Below are 18,882 nucleotides of genomic sequence, written 5' to 3'. Positions count from 1 at the left end.
GAGGAGCGGCGGATGGGTATCCTGCGGGCCCTGCTTGTGCCATTCCAGGCGTTCAACGACGCCGTGCTGCCCGTGGGGCGGTGGGTCGCCATCGTCGCCGTCGCGCTGATGGTGGCGGTGACGCTGGTGCAGGTCTTCGCGCGCTATGTGCTCAACAGCGCCCTGCCCTGGCCCGACGAGGCGGCGCGCTTCATGATGCTGTGGATGACCGGGCTGATGGCGCCGGTGGCCTATCGGCGCGGCGGGTTCGTGGCCATCGACATGCTGCCGCGCGCCCTGCCCCCGGCCGCGGCAGCGGCACTGTCGCTGGTGCTGCTGGCCATTGCGGGGGTCGTGCTGGCCTTCGCGGTGCGGATCGGCTGGGCCGAGGTGACGGGCTTCGGCGGGCAGTTCGCGACCGCGTCGCTTTACCTGCCGCTGCCCGACGGCTGGTTCCGCATCCCGCGAAGCTGGATGATGGCGGCGTTCCTGCTGGGCATGGTGCTGTTGCTGATCGTCAATATCGAGCTGATCCTGCGCGCGCTGCTGAGCCTGGGCGGGGCGCGCGACCTCAAGCCGCTGGAAGCCCCGCCCGACGAGATCATGGCCGAATGACATGCTGATCTGGTTCCTGCCCGTCTTTCTGGTGTTCCTGCTGGCGGGGCTGCCGGTGTTCTTCGGGCTGCTGTTCGCGCCGGGCATCCTGTTGTGGCTGGCGGGACAGGAGCGCGACCTGGTGCTGCTTTACCGCAACGTCTATAACGGGATGGACAGTTTTCCGCTGATGGCGATCCCGTTCTTCATGTTGGCGGGCGAGCTGATGAACAAGGGCGGGATCACGCTGCGGCTGGTGGAGTTCAGCCAGGCGCTGATGGGGCATTTCCGCGGCGGGCTGGCGCATGTGAACGTGCTGTCGTCGATGCTGTTCGCGGGGCTGTCGGGGTCGGCGGTGGCCGATACGTCGGCGCTGGGATCCATGCTGATCCCGGCGATGGAGAAGCAGGGCTATACCCGCCGCTTCGCCGCCGCGATCACGGCGGCCAGCTCCGTCATCGGGCCGATCATCCCGCCTTCGGGCATCATGATCATCTATGCCTACGTGATGGGCGAATCGGTCGCGGCGCTGTTTCTGGCGGGGATCGTGCCGGGGGTTCTGGTGGGGCTGGGGCTGATGGCGGTCGTCAAGGTGATGGCGGACCGCTACGATTTTCCGGTCGCCACCCGAAAGCAGACATGGGGCGAGCGCGGCCGGGCCAGCCTGCGCGCGTTCTTTCCGCTGCTGACGCCGGTGATCATCATGGGCGGCATCCTGCTGGGTATCTTCACGCCGACCGAAGCCGCCGCCGTCGCCGTGGCCTATGCGCTGTTCATCGGCCTGTTCGTGATGCGGACGCTGAAACTGTCCGAGATCCCCGAGGTGCTGTCGCGCGCGGCGATCACCTCGGCCGTGGTGCTGCTGCTGGTGGGGGCGGCGATGGCGTTCAAGACGGTGGTGTCGCTGTCCCACGCGCCCGAGATGATGGCCGCCTTCATCCTGTCGCTGACGGACAATCCGCTGATCCTGCTGTTCCTGATCAACCTGCTGCTGTTCGCGGTGGGCATGTTCCTGGATGCGGGGCCGGCGATCATCATTCTGGGGCCGATCCTGGGGCCGGTCTTCGTCGGCATGGGGGTCGATCCCATTCATTTCGCCATCATCATGTCAGTGAACCTGACCGTGGGGCTGGCGACGCCGCCGATGGGGCTGGTGCTGTTTGTCGCGTCGTCCGTGTCGGGCGAGAAGGTCGAGACGATCAGCCGCGCGATCCTGCCGTTTCTGGCCGTCGAGATCCTGATGATCTTCCTCATCACCTATATTCCCGCCATATCCATGACCGTGCCCCGGCTGACGGGGTTCGCAGACTGACCAGCATCGAAAGAAAGGGAGGGAAAACCATGCTGACCATCGCCAGAACGGCGCTTGCCGCCGCACTTGTCGCCGGAACGGCCCTGTCGGCCGCAGCGCAGGAATACACGCTGCGCGCGACCGCCAATTCCAACGAGCAGGACGAGGATTACGACGGGCTGATCGTCTTCAAGGATTATGTCGAACGCGCCAGCAACGGCCAGATCGCGGTCGAGCTGTTCATCGGCACGCAGCTTTGTTCCAACGGGGCGGAATGCCTGCAAGGCGTGGCGGACGGATCCATCGACATCTTCATCGCCACGTCCGGCGGGGCGAGCGGGATATTTCCGTTCATTCAGGTGCTGGATCTGCCCTATCTGATGGACAACGACCGCGTGGCGGAAGGGGTGCTGGAAAACGGCAGCCCCTTCGTCACCACCATGCAGGACATGGTGAGCGAAACGTCGGGCGATCAGATCAAGCTGATGACCATCGGCAATACCGGCGGCTGGCGCAACTTCGCCAATACCGAGCGCCGCATCCAGACGCCCGCCGACCTGGAGGGGCTGAAGATCCGCACCGTCGTCGCCGACCTGCCGCAGGAACTGGTCAAGGCGATGGGTGCCTCGCCCACGCCGATCCCGTGGCCCGAGCTTTTCACCTCGTTCCAGACGGGGGTGGTCGAGGGCACGCAGAACGGCATCACCGACATCATGGGGATGAAGTTTCCCGATGCCGGGCTGAAATACATCACGCTGGACGGCCATTCCTATATGGGCGCGCTGTGGTTCATGAACGCCGAGGCGTTCCGGTCGATGCCCGAGGATCTGCAACAGGTGGTGTCGGACGGGTTCTATCAGTTGCAGCAGGCGACTTTCGCCAGCCCCAAGCGCAAGTCCATCGACGCCTATCGGGAGTTCGCCGAGGCGGGGGGCGACGTCTATACCCCCAGCGCCGAGGAAAAGCAGGCGTTCAAGGACGCGGCGGCGCCCGTCTATGACTGGTTCAAGCAGAACGTCGAGGGCGGCGAGGAAGCCTATGACGCGCTGACGCGGACGGTCGAGCAGGTGACGCATGAGATCGACACGTCGCGTGCGCAACTGATGAAGTGAGGCCACGGCGGGCGGCGCGCGGAATGCGCCGCCCTTGCCCCTGCCCCGCACCGGCCCTAAAGCGGGCGCGCAATGCAGATTGGGGGCGCGATGTCGCTGCTGGTGATGAAGTTCGGCGGCACGTCCGTCGCCACACCCGACCGGATCCGGCGCGCGGCCAAGCGTGTGGGACGCGAGGTGGCCAACGGCCACGACGTGATCGTCATCGTCAGCGCGATGGCCGGCAAGACCAACGAGCTGGTCGGCTGGGTCAACGATACTGGCCCCTTCTTCGACGCGCGCGAATACGACGCCGTGGTCAGTTCGGGCGAGAACGTGACCGCCGGGCTGATGGCGCTGACCTTGCAGGAAATGGAAATACCGGCGCGGTCCTGGCAGGGGTGGCAGGTGCCGGTGCAGACCAATTCGTCGCACGGGGCGGCGCGCATCACCGGCATTCCGACCGAGACCATGGCGGCGCGGTTCGCGGACGGCATGAAGGTGGCCGTGGTGGCGGGGTTTCAGGGCGTCAGCCCCGAAGGCCGCATCACCACGCTGGGGCGCGGCGGATCGGACACGACGGCGGTGGCCTTCGCCGCCGCCTTCGGTGCGGTGCGCTGCGACATCTATACCGACGTGGACGGCGTCTATACCACCGATCCGCGCATCGTGCGCCGCGCCCGCAAACTGGACCGCATCGCCTTCGAGGAGATGCTGGAGCTGGCGTCGCTGGGCGCCAAGGTGTTGCAGACGCGGTCGGTGGAACTGGCCATGCGCTACAAGGTCAAGCTGCGGGTGCTGAGCAGTTTCGACGAATACGACGAGAATGCCGGCACGCTGGTCTGCGGCGAGGAGGAAATCATGGAAAGCAACGTGGTGGCGGGCGTGGCCTATGCGCGCGACGAGGCCAAGATGACCCTGCTGGGGGTCGAGGACCGCCCCGGCATCGCCGCCGCGATCTTCGGCCCCCTGGCCGAAGCGGGCGTGAACGTGGACATGATCGTGCAGAACATCTCCGAGCAGGGGCACACGGACATGACGTTTTCCTGCCCCGTCGATCAGGTGGGCCGGGCGCAGAAGGCGATCGAGGACGCGCAGGCGGCGGGCGGTTTCGCCTATTCGGAACTGCTGGCCGACACCGACACGGCCAAGGTCAGCGTCGTGGGCATCGGGATGCGGTCCCATGCGGGGGTGGCGGCGCAGATGTTCCGCGCGCTGCGCGACGAGGGCATCAACATCAAGGTCATCACCACGTCCGAGATCAAGATCAGCGTGCTGATCGACCGCAAATACATGGAACTGGCCGTCCAAGCGCTGCACGACACGTTCGACCTGGACAAGCCGGGCGCCGAGCGCAGCGTGCGCGCCTAGCCGCCCAGAACCAGCCTTGCCGCCGCCACGCGGTCGCGGATGTTGAGCTTGCGGTAGGCGCTTTTGGTGTAGTCCGCGACGGTCAGCGGCGAGAGGCCGCAGGCATTGGCGCATTCCTTGCGGGTCATGCCGCGGGCGATCAGGGTGATCACCTCGCGCTCGCGCGTGCTGAGGACGGCCAGCGGGTCCGTGGCGGCGGGGCGCGTCACCTCGTCCAGGCGGCGGTGGACCAGCAGGCAGAAGCTGCGCAGATCGTCGCGCAGCGGGTCGAACGCGGCCCGATATTCGGCGCGCGGCAGGCCGCAGCCCAGGATGAAGCCGCCGAAACGCGGCGATCCCTTCAGACGGACGGGGATGCCGAGGCCCGACACGAACCCCATGCCTTCGGCCCGCGCGATGAGGTCGCGGGCGCTGTCGGGCAGATAGGGATGATCGGCGACGAAGGCCACACCCATATCGGTGATCGCGTAACGCGCGCAGCAATAATCGAGAAACGGATCGTCCCACGGGCCGTCGGGGTAAAGCGCGGGCATGGTGGTGAAGAATACCGGGTCGCTGCGGTCGGGACCGACGGTCATGTAGGTGACGTGGGGCAGTCCGATGGCGGCGAGACCGTCCTTGCAGCGGTCGAAGATCGACCGCGCGTCGTCCAGCGTCTCGATCTGGGCCGCCAGGCGCAGAAGCATGCCGCCTCCGGGTTCGGGTGGCGCATGATAACCGCACTTGACGCAACGGCAAAGGACGGAATCGGAGGCTTCGACAGATGGACGGGACGACGCGGTGGGTCGCGACGCTGCCGTCCTGTCCGCCGAAGCCTCCTTCACCGGAGTATCACTTCATGCAATGCACGAACGATAGGCCGGTATCCGCCGACCCGTAAATCCCCCCGGACGGGGGGCCGCTGGTGCGGACAGGCGTGTCGATGGCGGTTGTTTCAACCGGGACGACGATGCACTCTCCCCTTTCGGGGCGGAGTGATCTATACGGATCGCTCGGCGCGGGATGGCCGGGAAACGGACGGGAACATGGCCGATAGCCAAAGCCGCAAGTTGCTGGGTCGTCTGCGCGAGGCTTTGGCCGAAAGCAGCGCGGGACAGGCGCGGCTGGACCGGATCACCACGATCATCGCCACGTCGATGCATACCGAGGTGTGTTCGATCTATCTGTTCCGCGATGCCGATACGCTGGAGCTTTGCGCGACCGAGGGGCTGCGGCCGGAAGCGGTGCACAAGACCCGCCTGCGTCTGGGCGAGGGACTGGTAGGGCGCGTCGCGCGCAAGAACAGGCCGATCAACACCGCCGATGCGCCGTCCACGCGCGGGTTCCGTTACATGCCCGAGACGGGCGAGGAGATCTATTCCAGCTTCCTCGGGGTGCCGATCCAGCGGCTTGGCGAAAGGCTGGGCGTTCTGGTCGTGCAGTCGAAGGAGGCGCGGCAATATTCCGACGACGAGGTTTACGGCCTGGAAGTCGTGGCGATGGTGCTGGCCGAGATGACCGAGCTGGGCGCCTTCATCGGCGAGGGCGCGGCGCTGTCGGCGCGTCACCAGAACCCGGCGATGTTCAAGGGCACCGTCGCGCAGGAGGGCATCGCCGAGGGGCGCGTCTGGCTGCACGAGCCGCGCGTCGTGGTGACGAACCCCATCGCCGACGACCCCGAGGCCGAGACCGAGCGCCTGATGGCCGCCATCGAGACGCTGCGCGGATCCATCGACGACCAGATGACCGGCATCGCGCTCGCCGAGAAGGACCAGCGCGAGGTGCTGGAGACCTATCGCATGTTCGCCCATTCGCGCGGCTGGATCCGGCGGATGTGCGCCGACATCGCCCGCGGGCTGTCGGCCGAGGCGGCGGTCGAGAAGGAACAATCGTCGGCGCGCAACCGCATGGAATCGGTGCCCGACGCCTATATGCGCGAGCGGTTGCAGGATCTGGACGATCTGGCCAACCGGCTGCTGCGGATCCTGTCGGGTCAGGGCAACGATACGGGCGCCGCGATGCCCGACCGTCCGATCCTTGTGGCGCGCAATATCGGGCCGGGCGAATTGCTGGAATACGGCCGCAAGCTGCGCGGGATCGTGCTGGAACAGGGATCGGTGGGCAGTCATGCGGTGATCGTGGCACGGGCGCTGGCGATTCCGCTGGTCATCCATGCGGACGGTCTGGCGACCGAGGCGCTGAACGGCGATCCCATCCTTGTGGACGGCGATCAGGGCATCGTGCATCTGCGCCCGTCCGAGAACGTGACGACGGCGTTCCGCGACAAGATGGCGATGCAGGCCAAGGCGCAGGAACGCTATGCCGATCTGCGCGGGCTTCCGGCGCAGTCGCTTTGCGGGGCGGTGGTCAGCCTGACGATGAATGCGGGGCTGATGGCCGACCTGCCCAGTCTGGAAGGATCGGGCGCCGAGGGGGTCGGGCTGTTTCGGACCGAGTTGCAGTTTCTGGCCCGGCCGAACGTGCCCAAGCGCGGCGATCTGGCCGCCCTTTACGCGCGGGTGATGGATGCCGCGAACGGGCGGCGGGTGGTGTTCCGAACGCTCGATATAGGGTCGGACAAGGTGTTGCCCTATATGCGCCGGGTGGACGAGCCGAACCCGGCGCTGGGCTGGCGCGCGATCCGGCTGACGCTGGACAAGCCTGGCATCATGCGGATGCAGTTGCAGGCGCTGATCCGCGCGGCGGCCGGACGGCCCCTGTCGGTGATGTTTCCCTTCGTCGCGCAATTCGACGAGTTCCGCGAGGCGCGCGCGCATCTGCTGGACGAGGTGGAGCGCGAGCGGCGGCTGGGCCACAAGGTGCCCGAGAAGGTCGAGATCGGCGCCATGCTGGAGACGCCCAGCCTGGCCTTCGCGCCCGAGCAGTTCTTTGCGCTGGCGGATTTCATCTCGATCGGCGGGAATGACCTCAAGCAGTTCTTCTTCGCCGCTGACCGCGAGAACGAGCGCGTGCGCCGGCGTTACGACACGCTGAACGTCAGCTTCCTGACCTTCGTGGAGCAGATCGTCGCGCGGTGCCGAGAGGCCGGGACGCCGCTGTCGTTCTGCGGCGAGGATGCGGGCCGCCCGGTCGAGGCGGTGTGCCTGGCGGCGATGGGGGTCCGGGCGCTGTCGATGCGGCCCGCATCCATCGGGCCGGTCAAGTCGCTGCTGCGGCGGGTCAACCTGGAAGACGCGCGCGCGGCCATCGACGCATCGCGCGCGGCCGGCGATCAGTCGGTGCGCCGCGCGGTGACGGACTGGCTGGGCAATGTGCTGCGCGCGGAACAGGTCGCCTGATCAGACGATCAGGCGCGGCGGGTCCAGAAGAATGCGGAATTCGCGCATCAGATCCTCGACCGGGACGCCGCTGTCGCGGGCAAGCGCGCGCAGGCCGAAATAGACGCGGGCCATTTCCTGATAATAGCTGGTGAAGGCATAGTTCGTCGCGGCCCCGGCCACGGCGCCCAGCACCGGCACCATCTGCGTCGCCAGTTTCTGTCCCATCACGCCCGCAAGGCGCGGGGCGATGCGGCCGATGATCGCCTGCATCGTCGTGCCGGTCAGCGTGACGCGCGCCGAGAGGAACGCCATGTCGGTGCCGTCGTCGCGTTCCAGCGGGCCGGAGGCGGCGAAGACCTGAAGGCATTGCGCGCGCACCACCGGATCGGCGGGATCGAAGCGGTAATCGGCGGCGATGCCCTGGATCGCGCGCAGCAGCACCGTGGTCGTGACGGGCAGTTCGGCCAGCGCGGATGGCAGGCCGCCCGATCCGCCGGCGGCGCCCATCGCGGTGGCGAAGGCGGCGTTCAGCCAGTCGGGCCGGTCGGCGATGCGGCCGCGCGACATCGCGGCGGCGTCGAAGGCGGTTTCCAGCGCCCGCCGCGTGGCCGCATCCAGACGCTCGCGCACCGGGGCGGGCAGCTTGGCGATCAGATCTTCGGCCTGCCCGCCGATCAGGCTGAGCACCTGCATGCCGATGCCGTCGGCGGCGCGGAAGCGGACGACGATCTTTTCCAGAGCGGCGCGGGTTTCGGGGGACAGATCGACGCTCTGGGGCGTGTCGTCGGGTCGGGTGGCGGCGTGTTCCATGCGCCCAAGATGGGGCGCGATGCGACGGGCCGCAATCCCCCCTCAGCGCGCGATGCGTTCGCGCCGCACATGGCCGCGCACGCCGGTCCAGCCGCCATCCAAAAGCGCCAGGCCCAGAACCCGGTCGGGATTGGTGGGCGGCGGCATGACCACGCCGTCCAGACGCTCGAACCCGAAGCGGCGGTAATAGGGCGCGTCGCCCACCAGCATGACGCGCGGATGCCCGGCGGCCCAGGCGCGGTCGAGGCTGGTCTGGATCAGCAGCGCACCCAGACCTTCGCCCTGGTGGGTGGGATGGACGGCGACGGGGCCCAGCAGCAGCGCCCGCCGCCCGCCGACGCGCACCGGCCAGTAGCGGATCGCGCCGCCCACCATGCCGTCCGTGCGGAAGACGAGGCAGAGATCGGCCACCGGCGGCACGCCGTCGCGCAGGCGGTAGGAGGACAGCGACGTGCGCAGCGGGGAAAAGCACAGATCGAACAGCGCCTCGACCTCGCGCCAGTCCCCTGCCCCTTCGACCTGAACCGCCAACGCCGCCCCCTGATGACTGGCCAGCCGCCTAGCATGGCGGTAAGCGCATGCCAAACCACCAGGAGAGTTCGATGTTCTACCGCCCCGAGGACGGCCACGGGCTGCCGCACAATCCGTTCAACGCCATCGTGTCGCCCCGGCCCATCGGCTGGATATCGACCCGCGGGGCGGACGGGTCGGAGAACCTGGCGCCCTATTCGTTCTTCAACGCGGTGGCCTATGTCCCGCCGCAGGTGATGTTCGCATCCACATCGGCCAAGCCCGACCGCGACGGCACCAAGGACAGTGTGGCCAATATCCGCGAGACGGCGTGTTTCTGCGTGAACGTCGTGGAATACGCGATGCGCGACGCGATGAACCGCACGTCCGGCCCGTGGGAGCGGGAGGTGGACGAATTCGATTTGGCCGGAATCGCGCGGGCGGAATGCGAAACGGTGGCGTGCAGCCGCGTCGCCGCGGCGCCGGCCAATCTGGAATGCCGCCTGACGCGGATCGTCCAATTGCCGGGCGAGGCGAATTTCGTCGTCTTCGGCGAGGTGACGGGCATCCACCTGCGGGACGATTGCCTGAAGGACGGGCGGTTCGACGTGACCGCCTTCCAGCCCGTGTCCCGGCTGGGCTATCGCGATTACGCCCGCGTGACCGAGCTGTTCAGCCTGGCACGGCCGGGCGAATAGCCCGCCCGCATCAGTGCCCCGCGCCGAGCTGCCCGGTGCGCACGCCGTAATCGACCGCGAGCGCATAGGTCGGATCGTCGTCGCTTTCGGTCATCAACTGGCCCGCGCGCTTGAGCAGATAGTGGCAATCGCGCGAGAGGTGCCGCAATTCCAGCCGCTTGCCGGCGGCCTCGTAGCGCGCGGCGACGGCCTCGATCGCGGTCAGGGCGGACTGGTCGGCGACACGGCTGCCGGCGAAGTCCACGATCACGCGGTCGGGATCGTCCTCGACCGTGAAAAGCTCGGCGAAGCCGTCGGCGGATCCGAAGAAGAGCGGCCCCTGCACGGCATAGACCTTGGCGCCGTCATCGTCGATCCGCGTATGCGCGTGGATGCGGGTGGCGTTCTTCCAAGAATAGGCCAGCGCGCTGACGATGACGCCGACGACGACCGCGGTGGCCAGATCGTAGGCCACGGTTACGCCCGTCACCAGAACGATGACCACGGCATCGGTCATCGGCACCTTGCGCAGGATCTTGAGGCTGTTCCAGGCGAAGGTGCCGATCACCACCATGAACATCACGCCGACCAGCGCGGCCAGGGGGATCAGTTCGATCAGCGGGGCGGCGACCATGATGAAGGCCAGCAGGAACAGGGCTGCCGCGACGCCCGAAATGCGGGTGCGGCCACCGGACTTCACGTTGATCATCGACTGGCCGATCATCGCGCAGCCGCCCATGCCGCCGAAAAAGCCGGTGACGGTGTTGGCGGCGCCCTGCGCCAGACATTCCTGCGACGCGCCGCCCCGCTGGCCCGTGATCTCGCCCACCAGGTTCAGGGTCAGCAGCGATTCGATCAGTCCGATGGCGGCCAGGATGACGGCGTAAGGGGCGATGATCGTCAGAGTTTCCAGGTTCAGCGGAACCATCGGGATGTGGAAACTGGGCAGGCCGCCTTGGATCGAGGCCAGATCGCCGACGCGCGGCACGTCGATGCCGAAGACGATGACGATCAACGCGACGATGCCGATGCCCGCCAGCGGCGCGGGGATCGCGCGGGTGAGTTTCGGCGTCGCCCAGATGATCGCCATGGTCAGCGCCGTCAGCCCCAGCATCGCCCAGAGGACCGGGCCCGACAGCCATTCGCCGCCCGACATGCCGTGGCCCGAAACCTCGGCCGAGCCGGGAACGCGGAATTGCGTGAGCTGCGCGAGGAAGATGACGATGGCAAGGCCGTTGACGAAACCCAGCATGACCGGATGCGGCACGAGGCGGATGAACTTGCCCCAGCGCAACAGGCCGACGGCGATCTGGATCAGCCCCATCAGCACGACGGTCGCGAACAGGTATTCGACCCCGTGGCGCGCGACGAGGCTGACCATCACCACCGCCAGGGCGCCCGTCGCGCCCGAGATCATGCCGGGCCGACCGCCGAAAAGCGCGGTGATCAGCCCGACGATGAAGGCGGCGTAAAGACCGACCAGCGGATGCACGCCCGCCACGAAGGCAAAGGCGACCGCTTCGGGGACGAGCGCCAGCGCGACGGTGAGGCCCGACAGGATCTCGGTCCGCCATTGCGCGGCGTCGAGCGTGCGGCGCGAATCGCGTGTGTCGATGGACGCGCCGAGAGCGGCGAGAAGGGTCTTCTTCATGGCGGGCCTTCACGGGGGGCGCGACGCGGGCGGCATCCCCCGAAAGGGGCGGCACGCGGTCGGCGATATGCGGGATCGCGCCCCTGTCGCATATCCCGGCGGGAAAGAACACCCCCGGCGGGCGGTTCCGCGGCGGGCCTACTTGCCGAGCTTGGCGAGTTCGGCCTGAAGCGTGGCGAGCTGGGCGCGGATGTCGTCGAGTTCGTCGCGCGAGGTCTTGGTGTCGTCCTGGGGCGCTTTCGGCGGCCAGTCGGGGTTGATGCCGCCGGTCACGGCCTTGAGAAAGGCGCGCTGCTGTGTCTGCATCGCGTCGAAGCCGGGCATCGCCGTCATCGGCCGCATCGCCGCATCCATGATCCGCGACTGGCCGTCACGCAGCATGTCGAAGCTCATCGCCAAGAATTGCGGAACGATGGACTGCGCCTGCGTCGTGTAGCTGCGCACCAGATCGGTCAGCACCGCCATCGGCAGCACGGATTCGCCGCGCGATTCGTGTTCAGCGATGATTTGCAGAAGATATTGCCGCGTCAGGTCGTCGCCGGATTTCAAATCGACGATCTTGACGTCGCGCCCGGCGCGGATGAACCGCGCGATGTCCTCCAGCGTGACGTAATCGCTGGTCTCGGTGTTGTAGAGCCGGCGGCTGGCATAGCGCTTGATCAGCAGCGGTCGCGACGGGTCGGCCAAGGACATCTCCTTCGAGGCGGCAATCGGTGCGATGCTAGTCCGCTGCGGCGCAAAAAGAAAGGGCGAGCCGATGGCCCGCCCTTCGCAATACCGGTGCAAGAAACCTTACTTGGCGGTGACGGTCGCCTTGCGGGTCGCGGCGGACATGTCGTTCGTCGCCTTGCGGGCGGCGGTGTTCATGTCCTCGGACGCGTTCTTGCCGGCGGCCATCATCAGCTCGACGGTTTCAATCTGCACCTTCTTCGCGACTTCGGCGAAGGCGGCCATCGTCTCGGCGGTCATCTCGGCCTGCGAGGAGGCGAAATCGGTCAGGGCCTTGGAATAATCGCTGGGCTCGGCGCGGGCGGTGGTCACGTCGCCCATCTTGTGCAGCGTGTCCTTCGTCCAGCGCGAGGAAATCTCGGTCGACTTCTCGGCGGCCTCGAGGGCGACGCGCGACAGCTTTTCGCCCATCGCGGCATAGGTCTTGAAGCCGTCCTGGAAGGACGACATGTCCATCGGGAAGGCCTGCATCATGTCTTGCATCTGCTTGGTGTAATCGGTCGTAGCCATTGGTCACTCTCCAGTCATTTGCGGGGAACGCCCGCCGGTTCGTCATGACCGCCACCTAGATGCTGCACCGCGGCATTGCAACCCCCGGCGGACGGCGATCGGCAAAAAAGTTCCCCAGCGGAAGTCACGCGGCCGGAATTTCGCGCACATATGTCCCTGGCGCATCGGCCAGCGGTTCGCGCTTGCCGCCGCCGATCTTGCGCGCAGGGATCTTGTCGCCCGACCGCTCGGCCAGCCATTGCCCCCAGCGTCCCCACCACGATCCTTCGTGGAACGTCGCTGCGGCCTGCCAATCCTCGGGCGAGCCGGACCAGTCGCCGTTGGTCCAGTGGCCATACTTCTTCTTGCTGGGCGGATTGACGATGCCGGCGATATGGCCCGATTCGGACAGGATGAAGGTCTTGGAAGCGCTGCCCATCGCCTGAATGCCGCGATAGCTTTGCTTCCATCCGGCGATATGGTCCGTCTCGCAGGCGACGGCGCAAAGCGGAACATCGACATCGGCAAGCGTCAGACGCTCGCCCAGAAGATCGACGCCGTCCTTGGCGAACCGATCCTGCTGGCACAGCCAGCGCAGATATTCCTTGGCCATGCGCGCGGGCAGATTGGTGCCATCGCCGTTCCAGTAGAGCAGATCGAAGGCGGGCGGCGTTTCGCCCATCATGTAGCTGCGGATGGCGGGGCCGTAGATCAGGTCGTTGGAACGCAGATAGCTGAAGGTGCGCGCCATATACATCCTGTCGAGGATGCCGTGACGATCCACCTCGGCCTCGATCGCGTCGATGAAATCGTCGTCGAGGAAAACGCCCACCTCGCCCTGGTCGGAAAAGTCGGTCAGCGCGGTGAAGAAGGTGGCGCTGTTGACGGGATTGTCGCCGCGCTTTCTCAGCAGCGACAGCGTCAGGGCCAGCGTGGTGCCGGCGATGCAGTAGCCGATGGCGTTGACCTTGTCGGTGCCGCAGATTTCGCGCACCTCGCGCAGCGCTTCGAGATACCCTTCCTCGATATAGTCGCCGATGCCGACATCGGCATAGCTGGGATCGGGATTCTTCCAGCTGACCACGAACAGGGTGAACCCCTGCGAGACGATCCAGCGGATCAGGCTGTTCTGTTCCTTGAGGTCGAGAATGTAGAACTTGTTGATCCAGGGGGGGAAGATGACCAGAGGGATCGTATGCACCTGGTCGGTCGTGGGGGCATACTGGATCAGCTCGAACAGGCGGTTGCGGAACACCACCTTGCCGGGCGTCGTCGCGATGTTGCGCCCAAGCTCGAACGCGGATGTATCCGACAGCGTGACCAGCAATTCGCCGCGCCCCGCCTCGATGTCGCGGACGAGGTTCTCCAGCCCGTCGACAAGGCTTTTGCCCTCGGTCTCGACCGCGCGGGTCAGGGCCTGGGGATTCGTGGACAGGAAGTTGGCGGGGCTCATCATGTCGACGATCTGCTGGGTGAAGTATTCCACCCGCTTGCGGTCGCGTCCGTCCAGCCCTTCGAGGTTCTTCACCGCCTCGCTGATGGCGCTGGAATTGATCAGGTATTGCTGGCGCACGAAGTTGAACCAGGGATGGGTTTCCCAAAGCGGATCGGAGAAGCGGCGGTCGGATTCGACCTTGTCCGCGGGGGGCGAGAAGTCGCCGCGCGCCAGCTTCTGCTGCGCCTCGATGTAGTGGGTCAGCGTGCGGCCCCAATAGGCGATCTGGCTTTCCATCAGGCGGGCGGGATTGTTCATCGCCTCGGCCATCCAGGCCGTCGCGGCCTTCATGTAGAGCTCCTGCCCCGGCCCTTGCAGCGCCTTGGGGACGGCGCGCTTTTGCGACAGTGCGGCAACAAGACGCGCGGACAGTTCTTCCATCCGCGCAAGGTTACGCGCAAGTTCCTGTGTCACCGGAACAGCATCGCCTTCGGAAGTTGTGACTTTGCCGGAATCGTCAGTTGTCATATCCGAGGCCCCTGCTATTTGCTGCACAGCAGCATTAACGGTATCATTACCGGCTTTCGGCACAGTCTAGCGGTGTCGTGCAGGGATGGAAACCGGCGCCGAGTGGAAGGAACCCGATGCGTTACATGATGAACTACGATCTGACCGAGACAATTCGCGTGACGAATCAATGGCTTGGCGCGACGGCCGAAGCCATGGGATCCTATCCGGCGACAGGTCTTTTTCCCAACCCGATGTTTCAGGTGATTCGCGCTTGGGGCGACGTGACCCAGCGCAGCTTCAGCCGGATGGTCATCAAGCCCGACTGGGACATCCAGTCGGTGCTGAACTACGACGGGCGCGACAACGTCGTGTCGGTCGAGCCGGTGCTGAAGAAACCCTTCGGCGATCTGGTGCAGTTCAAGGTGCAGGGCCGTCCCGCCCGGACGCGGCGCATCCTGCTGGTGGCGCCGATGTCGGGCCATTACGCGACGCTGCTGCGATCCACGGTGCAATCGCTGCTGGCGGATGCCGATGTGTGGGTGACGGACTGGCACAATGCCCGCGACATTCCGGTCAGCGAGGGCAAGTTCGATGTGGACGACTATACCCTGTATCTGGCCGATTTCATCCGTCATCTGGGACCGGACACGCATGTGATCGCGGTCTGCCAGCCGGTTCCGCTGGCGCTGGCCGCGACCGCCTATCTGGCGGCCGAGGATCCCAAGGCGCAGCCCAAGACGCTGACGCTGATCGGCGGACCGGTCGACCCCGACGCCAATCCGTCGGACGTGACCGATTTCGGCCGCCGCGTGACGATGGGCCAGCTTGAGAAATCCGTCATCCAGCGGGTCGGGTTCAAGTATGCGGGCGCCGGGCGGATGGTCTATCCGGGGCTTCTGCAACTGACGTCGTTCATTTCGATGAACGCTGAAAAGCATCTGTCGGCGTTCACCAACCAGATCATTGCCGAGGCGAAAGGCGAGGCGCGCGACAACGACCGCCACAACAAGTTCTATGACGAATATCTGGCGGTCATGGACATGACGGCGGAATTCTATCTTTCGACCGTCGAGCGGATCTTCAAGCAGCGCGACATCGCGCTGAACCGGTTCACGGTCAACGGCACGCCCGTCGACATCGGCGCGATCACGAATGTCGCCGTCTTTGTGGTCGAAGGCGAGGAAGACGACATATCGGCCCCCGGCCAGTGTCTTGCCGCCCTGCCCCTGCTGACCGGCCTGCCCGATGCCAAGAAATCCAGCCATCTGGAGCCGGGCGCGGGGCATTACGGCATCTTCGCGGGACGCAGCTGGCGCAACAACATTCGCCCGCTGGTGCTGAACTTTATCGACGAGAATTCGGGCATCGACGGCCCGCGCCGGACGGTCAACGCGCCCGCGGTCGAGAAGGCGGACATGAAGGAAACCCCGCTGTCCGGGGCACGGCACGCGACGCCGGTCTAGGACGGACCGGGCGCCGGGCCTTGACTGTCCGGCGCCAGCACGTCGCGCAACGCGGCTTCGATCAGGGACAGGCAGCGGGGATCGGAAAAGCGGTGATCGGCGCCCTTGACCAGCGTCAGGCGCACGTCGCCGCGAAGATGGTCCAGCAGGCGCAGCGCGGTGTCGCGGGGCACGTCGGCGTCGTCGGTGCCCTGCAACAGCCGCACCCGCCCCATATCGGGGGCCGGATCCCGCAGGACGAGGTGGCGGCGCCCGTCCTCGATCAGGCGGCGGGTGACGATGGTGGGATCGCCATAGGCGGACGGCAGGGCGATCTGCCCGTCGCGCATCAGGCGGGCGCGCTGGCCTTCGTCGAACGAGGACCAGAACCCGTCTTCGGTGAAGTCCGGCGCGGCGGCGATGCCGACGAAGCCCGCCATCCGGCCCAGGCGCCGTGCCACCAGCATCGAAATCCAGCCGCCCATGCTGGACCCGACCAGGACCACCGGACCGTCGATCAGCCGCGCGACGGTCTCGGTCGCGTCGTCGGCCCAGTCGCCGATGCAGCCATCCTCGAACCGGCCCGAGGATCGACCGTGCCCCGAATAGTCGAGGCGCAGGAAGGCGCGGCCCTGCCCCCGCGCCCAGTCGTCGAGATGCACCGCCTTGGTGCCTTCCATGTCGGATCGGAAGCCGCCCAGAAATACGATGCAAGGCCCCCGGCCGGGGCTGAGGTGATGGGCGATGCGGCGGCCCGAAGGCGTGTCGAGATAATTCATGCGGCGCACCCTAAACGGGCTTGCGGCGGGGGCAATCCCGCTTGACACCCCCCGCGCCCGACGCCACCTAGGCGGCATCCTGCAACCGGGCGTTCCGTAGGCGCCGAACCGACGAGGAGCGCCCGATGGCCAGCGTCACCCTGACTTTTCCCGATGGCAACGCCCGCGATTACGACGCGGGCGTCACCCCCGCAGCCGTTGCCGCGTCGATTTCCAAATCGCTGGAGAAGAAGGCGATTTCGGCAATGCTGGACGGGCGGCATGTCGATCTGCAATGGCCCATCGAACACGACGGCGCCATCGCGATCAACACGATGCAGGACGACGACGCGGCGCTTGAGCTGATCCGGCACGATCTGGCGCATATCATGGCGCGCGCCGTGCAGGAGATCTGGCCCGACGTGCGTGCGACCATCGGCCCGGTGATCGAGAACGGGTGGTATTACGATTTCGACCGGGCCGAACCGTTCACCCCCGAGGATCTGGGCCTGATCGAGGCGCGCATGCGCGAGATCATCGCCGCGCGCGACCCCGTGCGGACCGAGATCTGGCTGCGCGACCGGGCCGTCGCCCATTACGAGGACCGCGGCAATCCCTTCAAGGTCGAGCTGATCCAGGCCATTCCGGGCGACGAGCCGGTGCGGATGTACTGGCACGGCGACTGGCAGGATCTGTGCCGCGGCCCGCATCTGGCCCATACCGGACAGGTGCCGGCCGATGCGTTCCGGCTGATGTCGGTGGCCGGTGCCTATTGGCGCGGCGACAGCAGCCGCCCGATGTTGCAGCGCATCTACGGCGTGGCCTTCAAGGACCGCAAGGCGCTGGACGCGCATCTGACGATGCTGGAGGAAGCCGCGCGGCGCGACCATCGCAAGCTGGGCCGCGAGATGGATCTGTTCCACATGCAGGAGGAAGCGCCCGGCCAGGTCTTCTGGCATCCGAACGGCTGGAACATCTATGTCGCGTTGCAGGATTACATGCGCCGCAAGCAGCGCGCCGCCGGCTATGTCGAGGTGAACACCCCGCAGGTCGTGGATCGCCGCCTCTGGGAAGCCTCGGGCCATTGGGACAAGTATCAGGAGCATATGTTCATCGTCGAGGTTGACGAGGAGCACGCGCGCGAAAAGGCCGTCAACGCACTGAAACCGATGAACTGCCCGTGCCATGTGCAGGTCTATAATCAGGGGCTGAAATCCTATCGCGACCTGCCGCTGCGGATGGCCGAGTTCGGATCGTGCAATCGGTACGAGCCGTCGGGCGCGCTGCACGGCATCATGCGGGTGCGCGGATTTACCCAGGACGACGCGCATATCTTCTGCACCGAGGACCAGATCGAAGGCGAATGCGCGCGGTTCATCGACATGCTGGCCAGCGTCTATGCCGATCTCGGTTTCGACAGGTTCGACATCAAGTTCTCGACCCGGCCGGAAAAGCGTGTCGGGACCGAGGAAAGCTGGGACTATGTCGAGAACGCGCTCGAATCGGCCATCGCCGCGACGGGCCATCCGTTCGAGCTGGATCTAGGGGAAGGCGCGTTCTATGGGCCGAAGCTGGACTTCAAGCTGACCGACGCCATCGGGCGCGAATGGCAATTGGGGACGTTCCAGGTCGATCCGAACCTGCCCGAGCGGCTGGGCGCCACCTATGTCGCGGCGGACGGGTCCAAGCGGCGACCCTATATGCTGCACCGCGCGATTCTGGGCAGCTTCGAGCGGTTCATCGGCATCCTGATCGAGAATTACGAAGGCAAGCTGCCGTTCTGGCTGGCGCCGCGTCAGGTCGTGGTGGCGTCCATCGTTTCGGGGGCCGATGCCTATGTGGCCGAGGTGGTGGCGGCCCTGCGAGCGGCGGGGCTGCGGGCCGAAGCCGATACGCGGAACGAAAAGATCAACTACAAGATCCGAGAGCATTCGGTCGGCAAGGTGCCGGTGATTCTGGCGATCGGCCAGCGCGAGGTGGACGAGCGCAGCGTCACGTTGCGCCGCCTGGGCGACAGGGCGACCGAGAGCCTGCCGCTGGCGGATGCCCTGAAGCAATTGCGGATCGAGGCGCTTGCCCCCGATCAGCGGCCTTCCGCCGCCTGATCGCCGCGGCGGGGGCGTCGGCAGGCAATTTCCGGCAGGCCCCCGGTTTTGCTTGCATTCCCGGCGGGAATTGGAAAACCTTTTCCGTGTGACAACGGACTTTCGATGGCGAACGCCCTTTCACGGGGCAGTCAGAACGCTTGGAAGACCTGGCTGCACCGTCCCGCCGCAGTCCCGCGG

General features: G+C 66.4%; 16 protein-coding genes. 8 read left to right on the top strand and 8 right to left on the bottom strand.

The genetic code is table 11. The features are described from left to right. Positions 1 to 12: 12 nt before the first annotated feature. The 4 genes from OCGS_RS00080 (at position 13) to OCGS_RS00065 (ending at position 4,326) form a co-directional block, all read left to right on the top strand. On the top strand, positions 13 to 594 hold the full coding sequence (locus OCGS_RS00080) for a TRAP transporter small permease (RefSeq protein WP_007425170.1): 582 nt from the start codon (positions 13 to 15) through the stop codon (positions 592 to 594). A 1-nt stretch (position 595) separates the two neighbouring features. Beyond that, entirely contained in the window at positions 596 to 1,885 is a 1,290-nt protein-coding gene (locus OCGS_RS00075; RefSeq protein WP_007425169.1) for a TRAP transporter large permease, read from the top strand. Positions 1,886 to 1,914: 29 nt separating this feature from the next. Further along, complete coding sequence (locus OCGS_RS00070) at positions 1,915 to 2,976, top strand: TRAP transporter substrate-binding protein (RefSeq protein ID WP_007425168.1); 1,062 nt, start codon at positions 1,915 to 1,917, stop codon at positions 2,974 to 2,976. A gap of 90 nt (positions 2,977 to 3,066) precedes the next feature. Beyond that, entirely contained in the window at positions 3,067 to 4,326 is a 1,260-nt protein-coding gene (locus OCGS_RS00065; RefSeq protein ID WP_040610196.1) for an aspartate kinase, read from the top strand. Here OCGS_RS00065 and OCGS_RS00060 read toward each other — a convergent pair. After that, positions 4,323 to 5,012, bottom strand: a complete 690-nt coding sequence (locus OCGS_RS00060; protein WP_007425166.1) for a helix-turn-helix transcriptional regulator — start codon at positions 5,010 to 5,012, stop codon at positions 4,323 to 4,325. The two genes, OCGS_RS00065 and OCGS_RS00060, sit on opposite strands and share 4 nt — an antisense overlap. Before the next feature lie 339 nt (positions 5,013 to 5,351). On the opposite strand from OCGS_RS00060, the gene ptsP reads away from it, so the two are divergent. Beyond that, on the top strand, positions 5,352 to 7,604 hold the full coding sequence (gene ptsP / locus OCGS_RS00055; RefSeq protein WP_007425164.1) for a phosphoenolpyruvate--protein phosphotransferase: 2,253 nt from the start codon (positions 5,352 to 5,354) through the stop codon (positions 7,602 to 7,604). Here the strand turns inward: ptsP and OCGS_RS00050 are convergent, their stop codons facing one another. Together OCGS_RS00050 and OCGS_RS00045 are read right to left on the bottom strand one after the other, a co-directional pair. Then, complete coding sequence (locus OCGS_RS00050; protein WP_007425163.1) at positions 7,605 to 8,396, bottom strand: EcsC family protein; 792 nt, start codon at positions 8,394 to 8,396, stop codon at positions 7,605 to 7,607. Between the two features lie 42 nt (positions 8,397 to 8,438). Continuing rightward, positions 8,439 to 8,927 (bottom strand): GNAT family N-acetyltransferase, encoded by a 489-nt coding sequence (locus OCGS_RS00045; RefSeq protein WP_007425162.1) that lies wholly within the window; start codon positions 8,925 to 8,927, stop codon positions 8,439 to 8,441. A gap of 71 nt (positions 8,928 to 8,998) precedes the next feature. Between OCGS_RS00045 and OCGS_RS00040 the strand changes: the two genes are divergently transcribed. After that, positions 8,999 to 9,604: a flavin reductase family protein gene (locus OCGS_RS00040; protein WP_007425161.1), complete on the top strand. Its 606-nt coding sequence runs from the start codon at positions 8,999 to 9,001 to the stop codon at positions 9,602 to 9,604. A gap of 10 nt (positions 9,605 to 9,614) precedes the next feature. Here OCGS_RS00040 and OCGS_RS00035 read toward each other — a convergent pair whose 3' ends face one another. The 4 genes from OCGS_RS00035 to phaC all read right to left on the bottom strand — a co-directional run bounded on the left by OCGS_RS00035 (position 9,615) and on the right by phaC (position 14,415). Next, the gene (locus tag OCGS_RS00035; RefSeq protein WP_007425160.1) at positions 9,615 to 11,234 is read right to left on the bottom strand and encodes a SulP family inorganic anion transporter; all 1,620 of its coding nucleotides are present in this window, start codon (positions 11,232 to 11,234) and stop codon (positions 9,615 to 9,617) included. A 138-nt stretch (positions 11,235 to 11,372) separates the two neighbouring features. Beyond that, positions 11,373 to 11,921, bottom strand: coding sequence for a polyhydroxyalkanoate synthesis repressor PhaR (phaR, locus tag OCGS_RS00030; RefSeq protein WP_007425159.1), 549 nt, complete (start codon positions 11,919 to 11,921; stop codon positions 11,373 to 11,375). Positions 11,922 to 12,026: 105 nt separating this feature from the next. Then, positions 12,027 to 12,473, bottom strand: coding sequence for a hypothetical protein (locus OCGS_RS00025; RefSeq protein ID WP_007425158.1), 447 nt, complete (start codon positions 12,471 to 12,473; stop codon positions 12,027 to 12,029). 124 nt (positions 12,474 to 12,597) lie between these two features. Next, a complete protein-coding gene (gene phaC / locus OCGS_RS00020) occupies positions 12,598 to 14,415 on the bottom strand; it encodes a class I poly(R)-hydroxyalkanoic acid synthase (protein WP_007425157.1) in 1,818 nt (605 codons plus the stop codon). A gap of 116 nt (positions 14,416 to 14,531) precedes the next feature. On the opposite strand from phaC, the gene phaZ reads away from it, so the two are divergent. Further along, positions 14,532 to 15,860, top strand: coding sequence for a polyhydroxyalkanoate depolymerase (gene phaZ / locus OCGS_RS00015; RefSeq protein ID WP_007425156.1), 1,329 nt, complete (start codon positions 14,532 to 14,534; stop codon positions 15,858 to 15,860). Here the strand turns inward: phaZ and OCGS_RS00010 are convergent. Continuing rightward, a complete protein-coding gene (locus tag OCGS_RS00010; RefSeq protein ID WP_007425155.1) occupies positions 15,857 to 16,618 on the bottom strand; it encodes an alpha/beta hydrolase in 762 nt (253 codons plus the stop codon). The two genes, phaZ and OCGS_RS00010, sit on opposite strands and share 4 nt — an antisense overlap. A 125-nt stretch (positions 16,619 to 16,743) precedes the next feature. Between OCGS_RS00010 and thrS the strand changes: the two genes are divergently transcribed. Further along, positions 16,744 to 18,702, top strand: a complete 1,959-nt coding sequence (gene thrS, locus OCGS_RS00005; RefSeq protein WP_007425154.1) for a threonine--tRNA ligase — start codon at positions 16,744 to 16,746, stop codon at positions 18,700 to 18,702. The last annotated feature ends 180 nt before the right edge of the window (positions 18,703 to 18,882 follow it).

This window comes from Oceaniovalibus guishaninsula JLT2003 (assembly GCF_000299575.1).
In the GTDB taxonomy this organism is placed as follows: Bacteria; Pseudomonadota; Alphaproteobacteria; order Rhodobacterales; family Rhodobacteraceae; genus Palleronia; species Palleronia guishaninsula.
The sequence above is the reverse complement of the archived record's forward strand: the minus strand, read 5'-3'. Positions and strand labels throughout refer to the sequence as shown.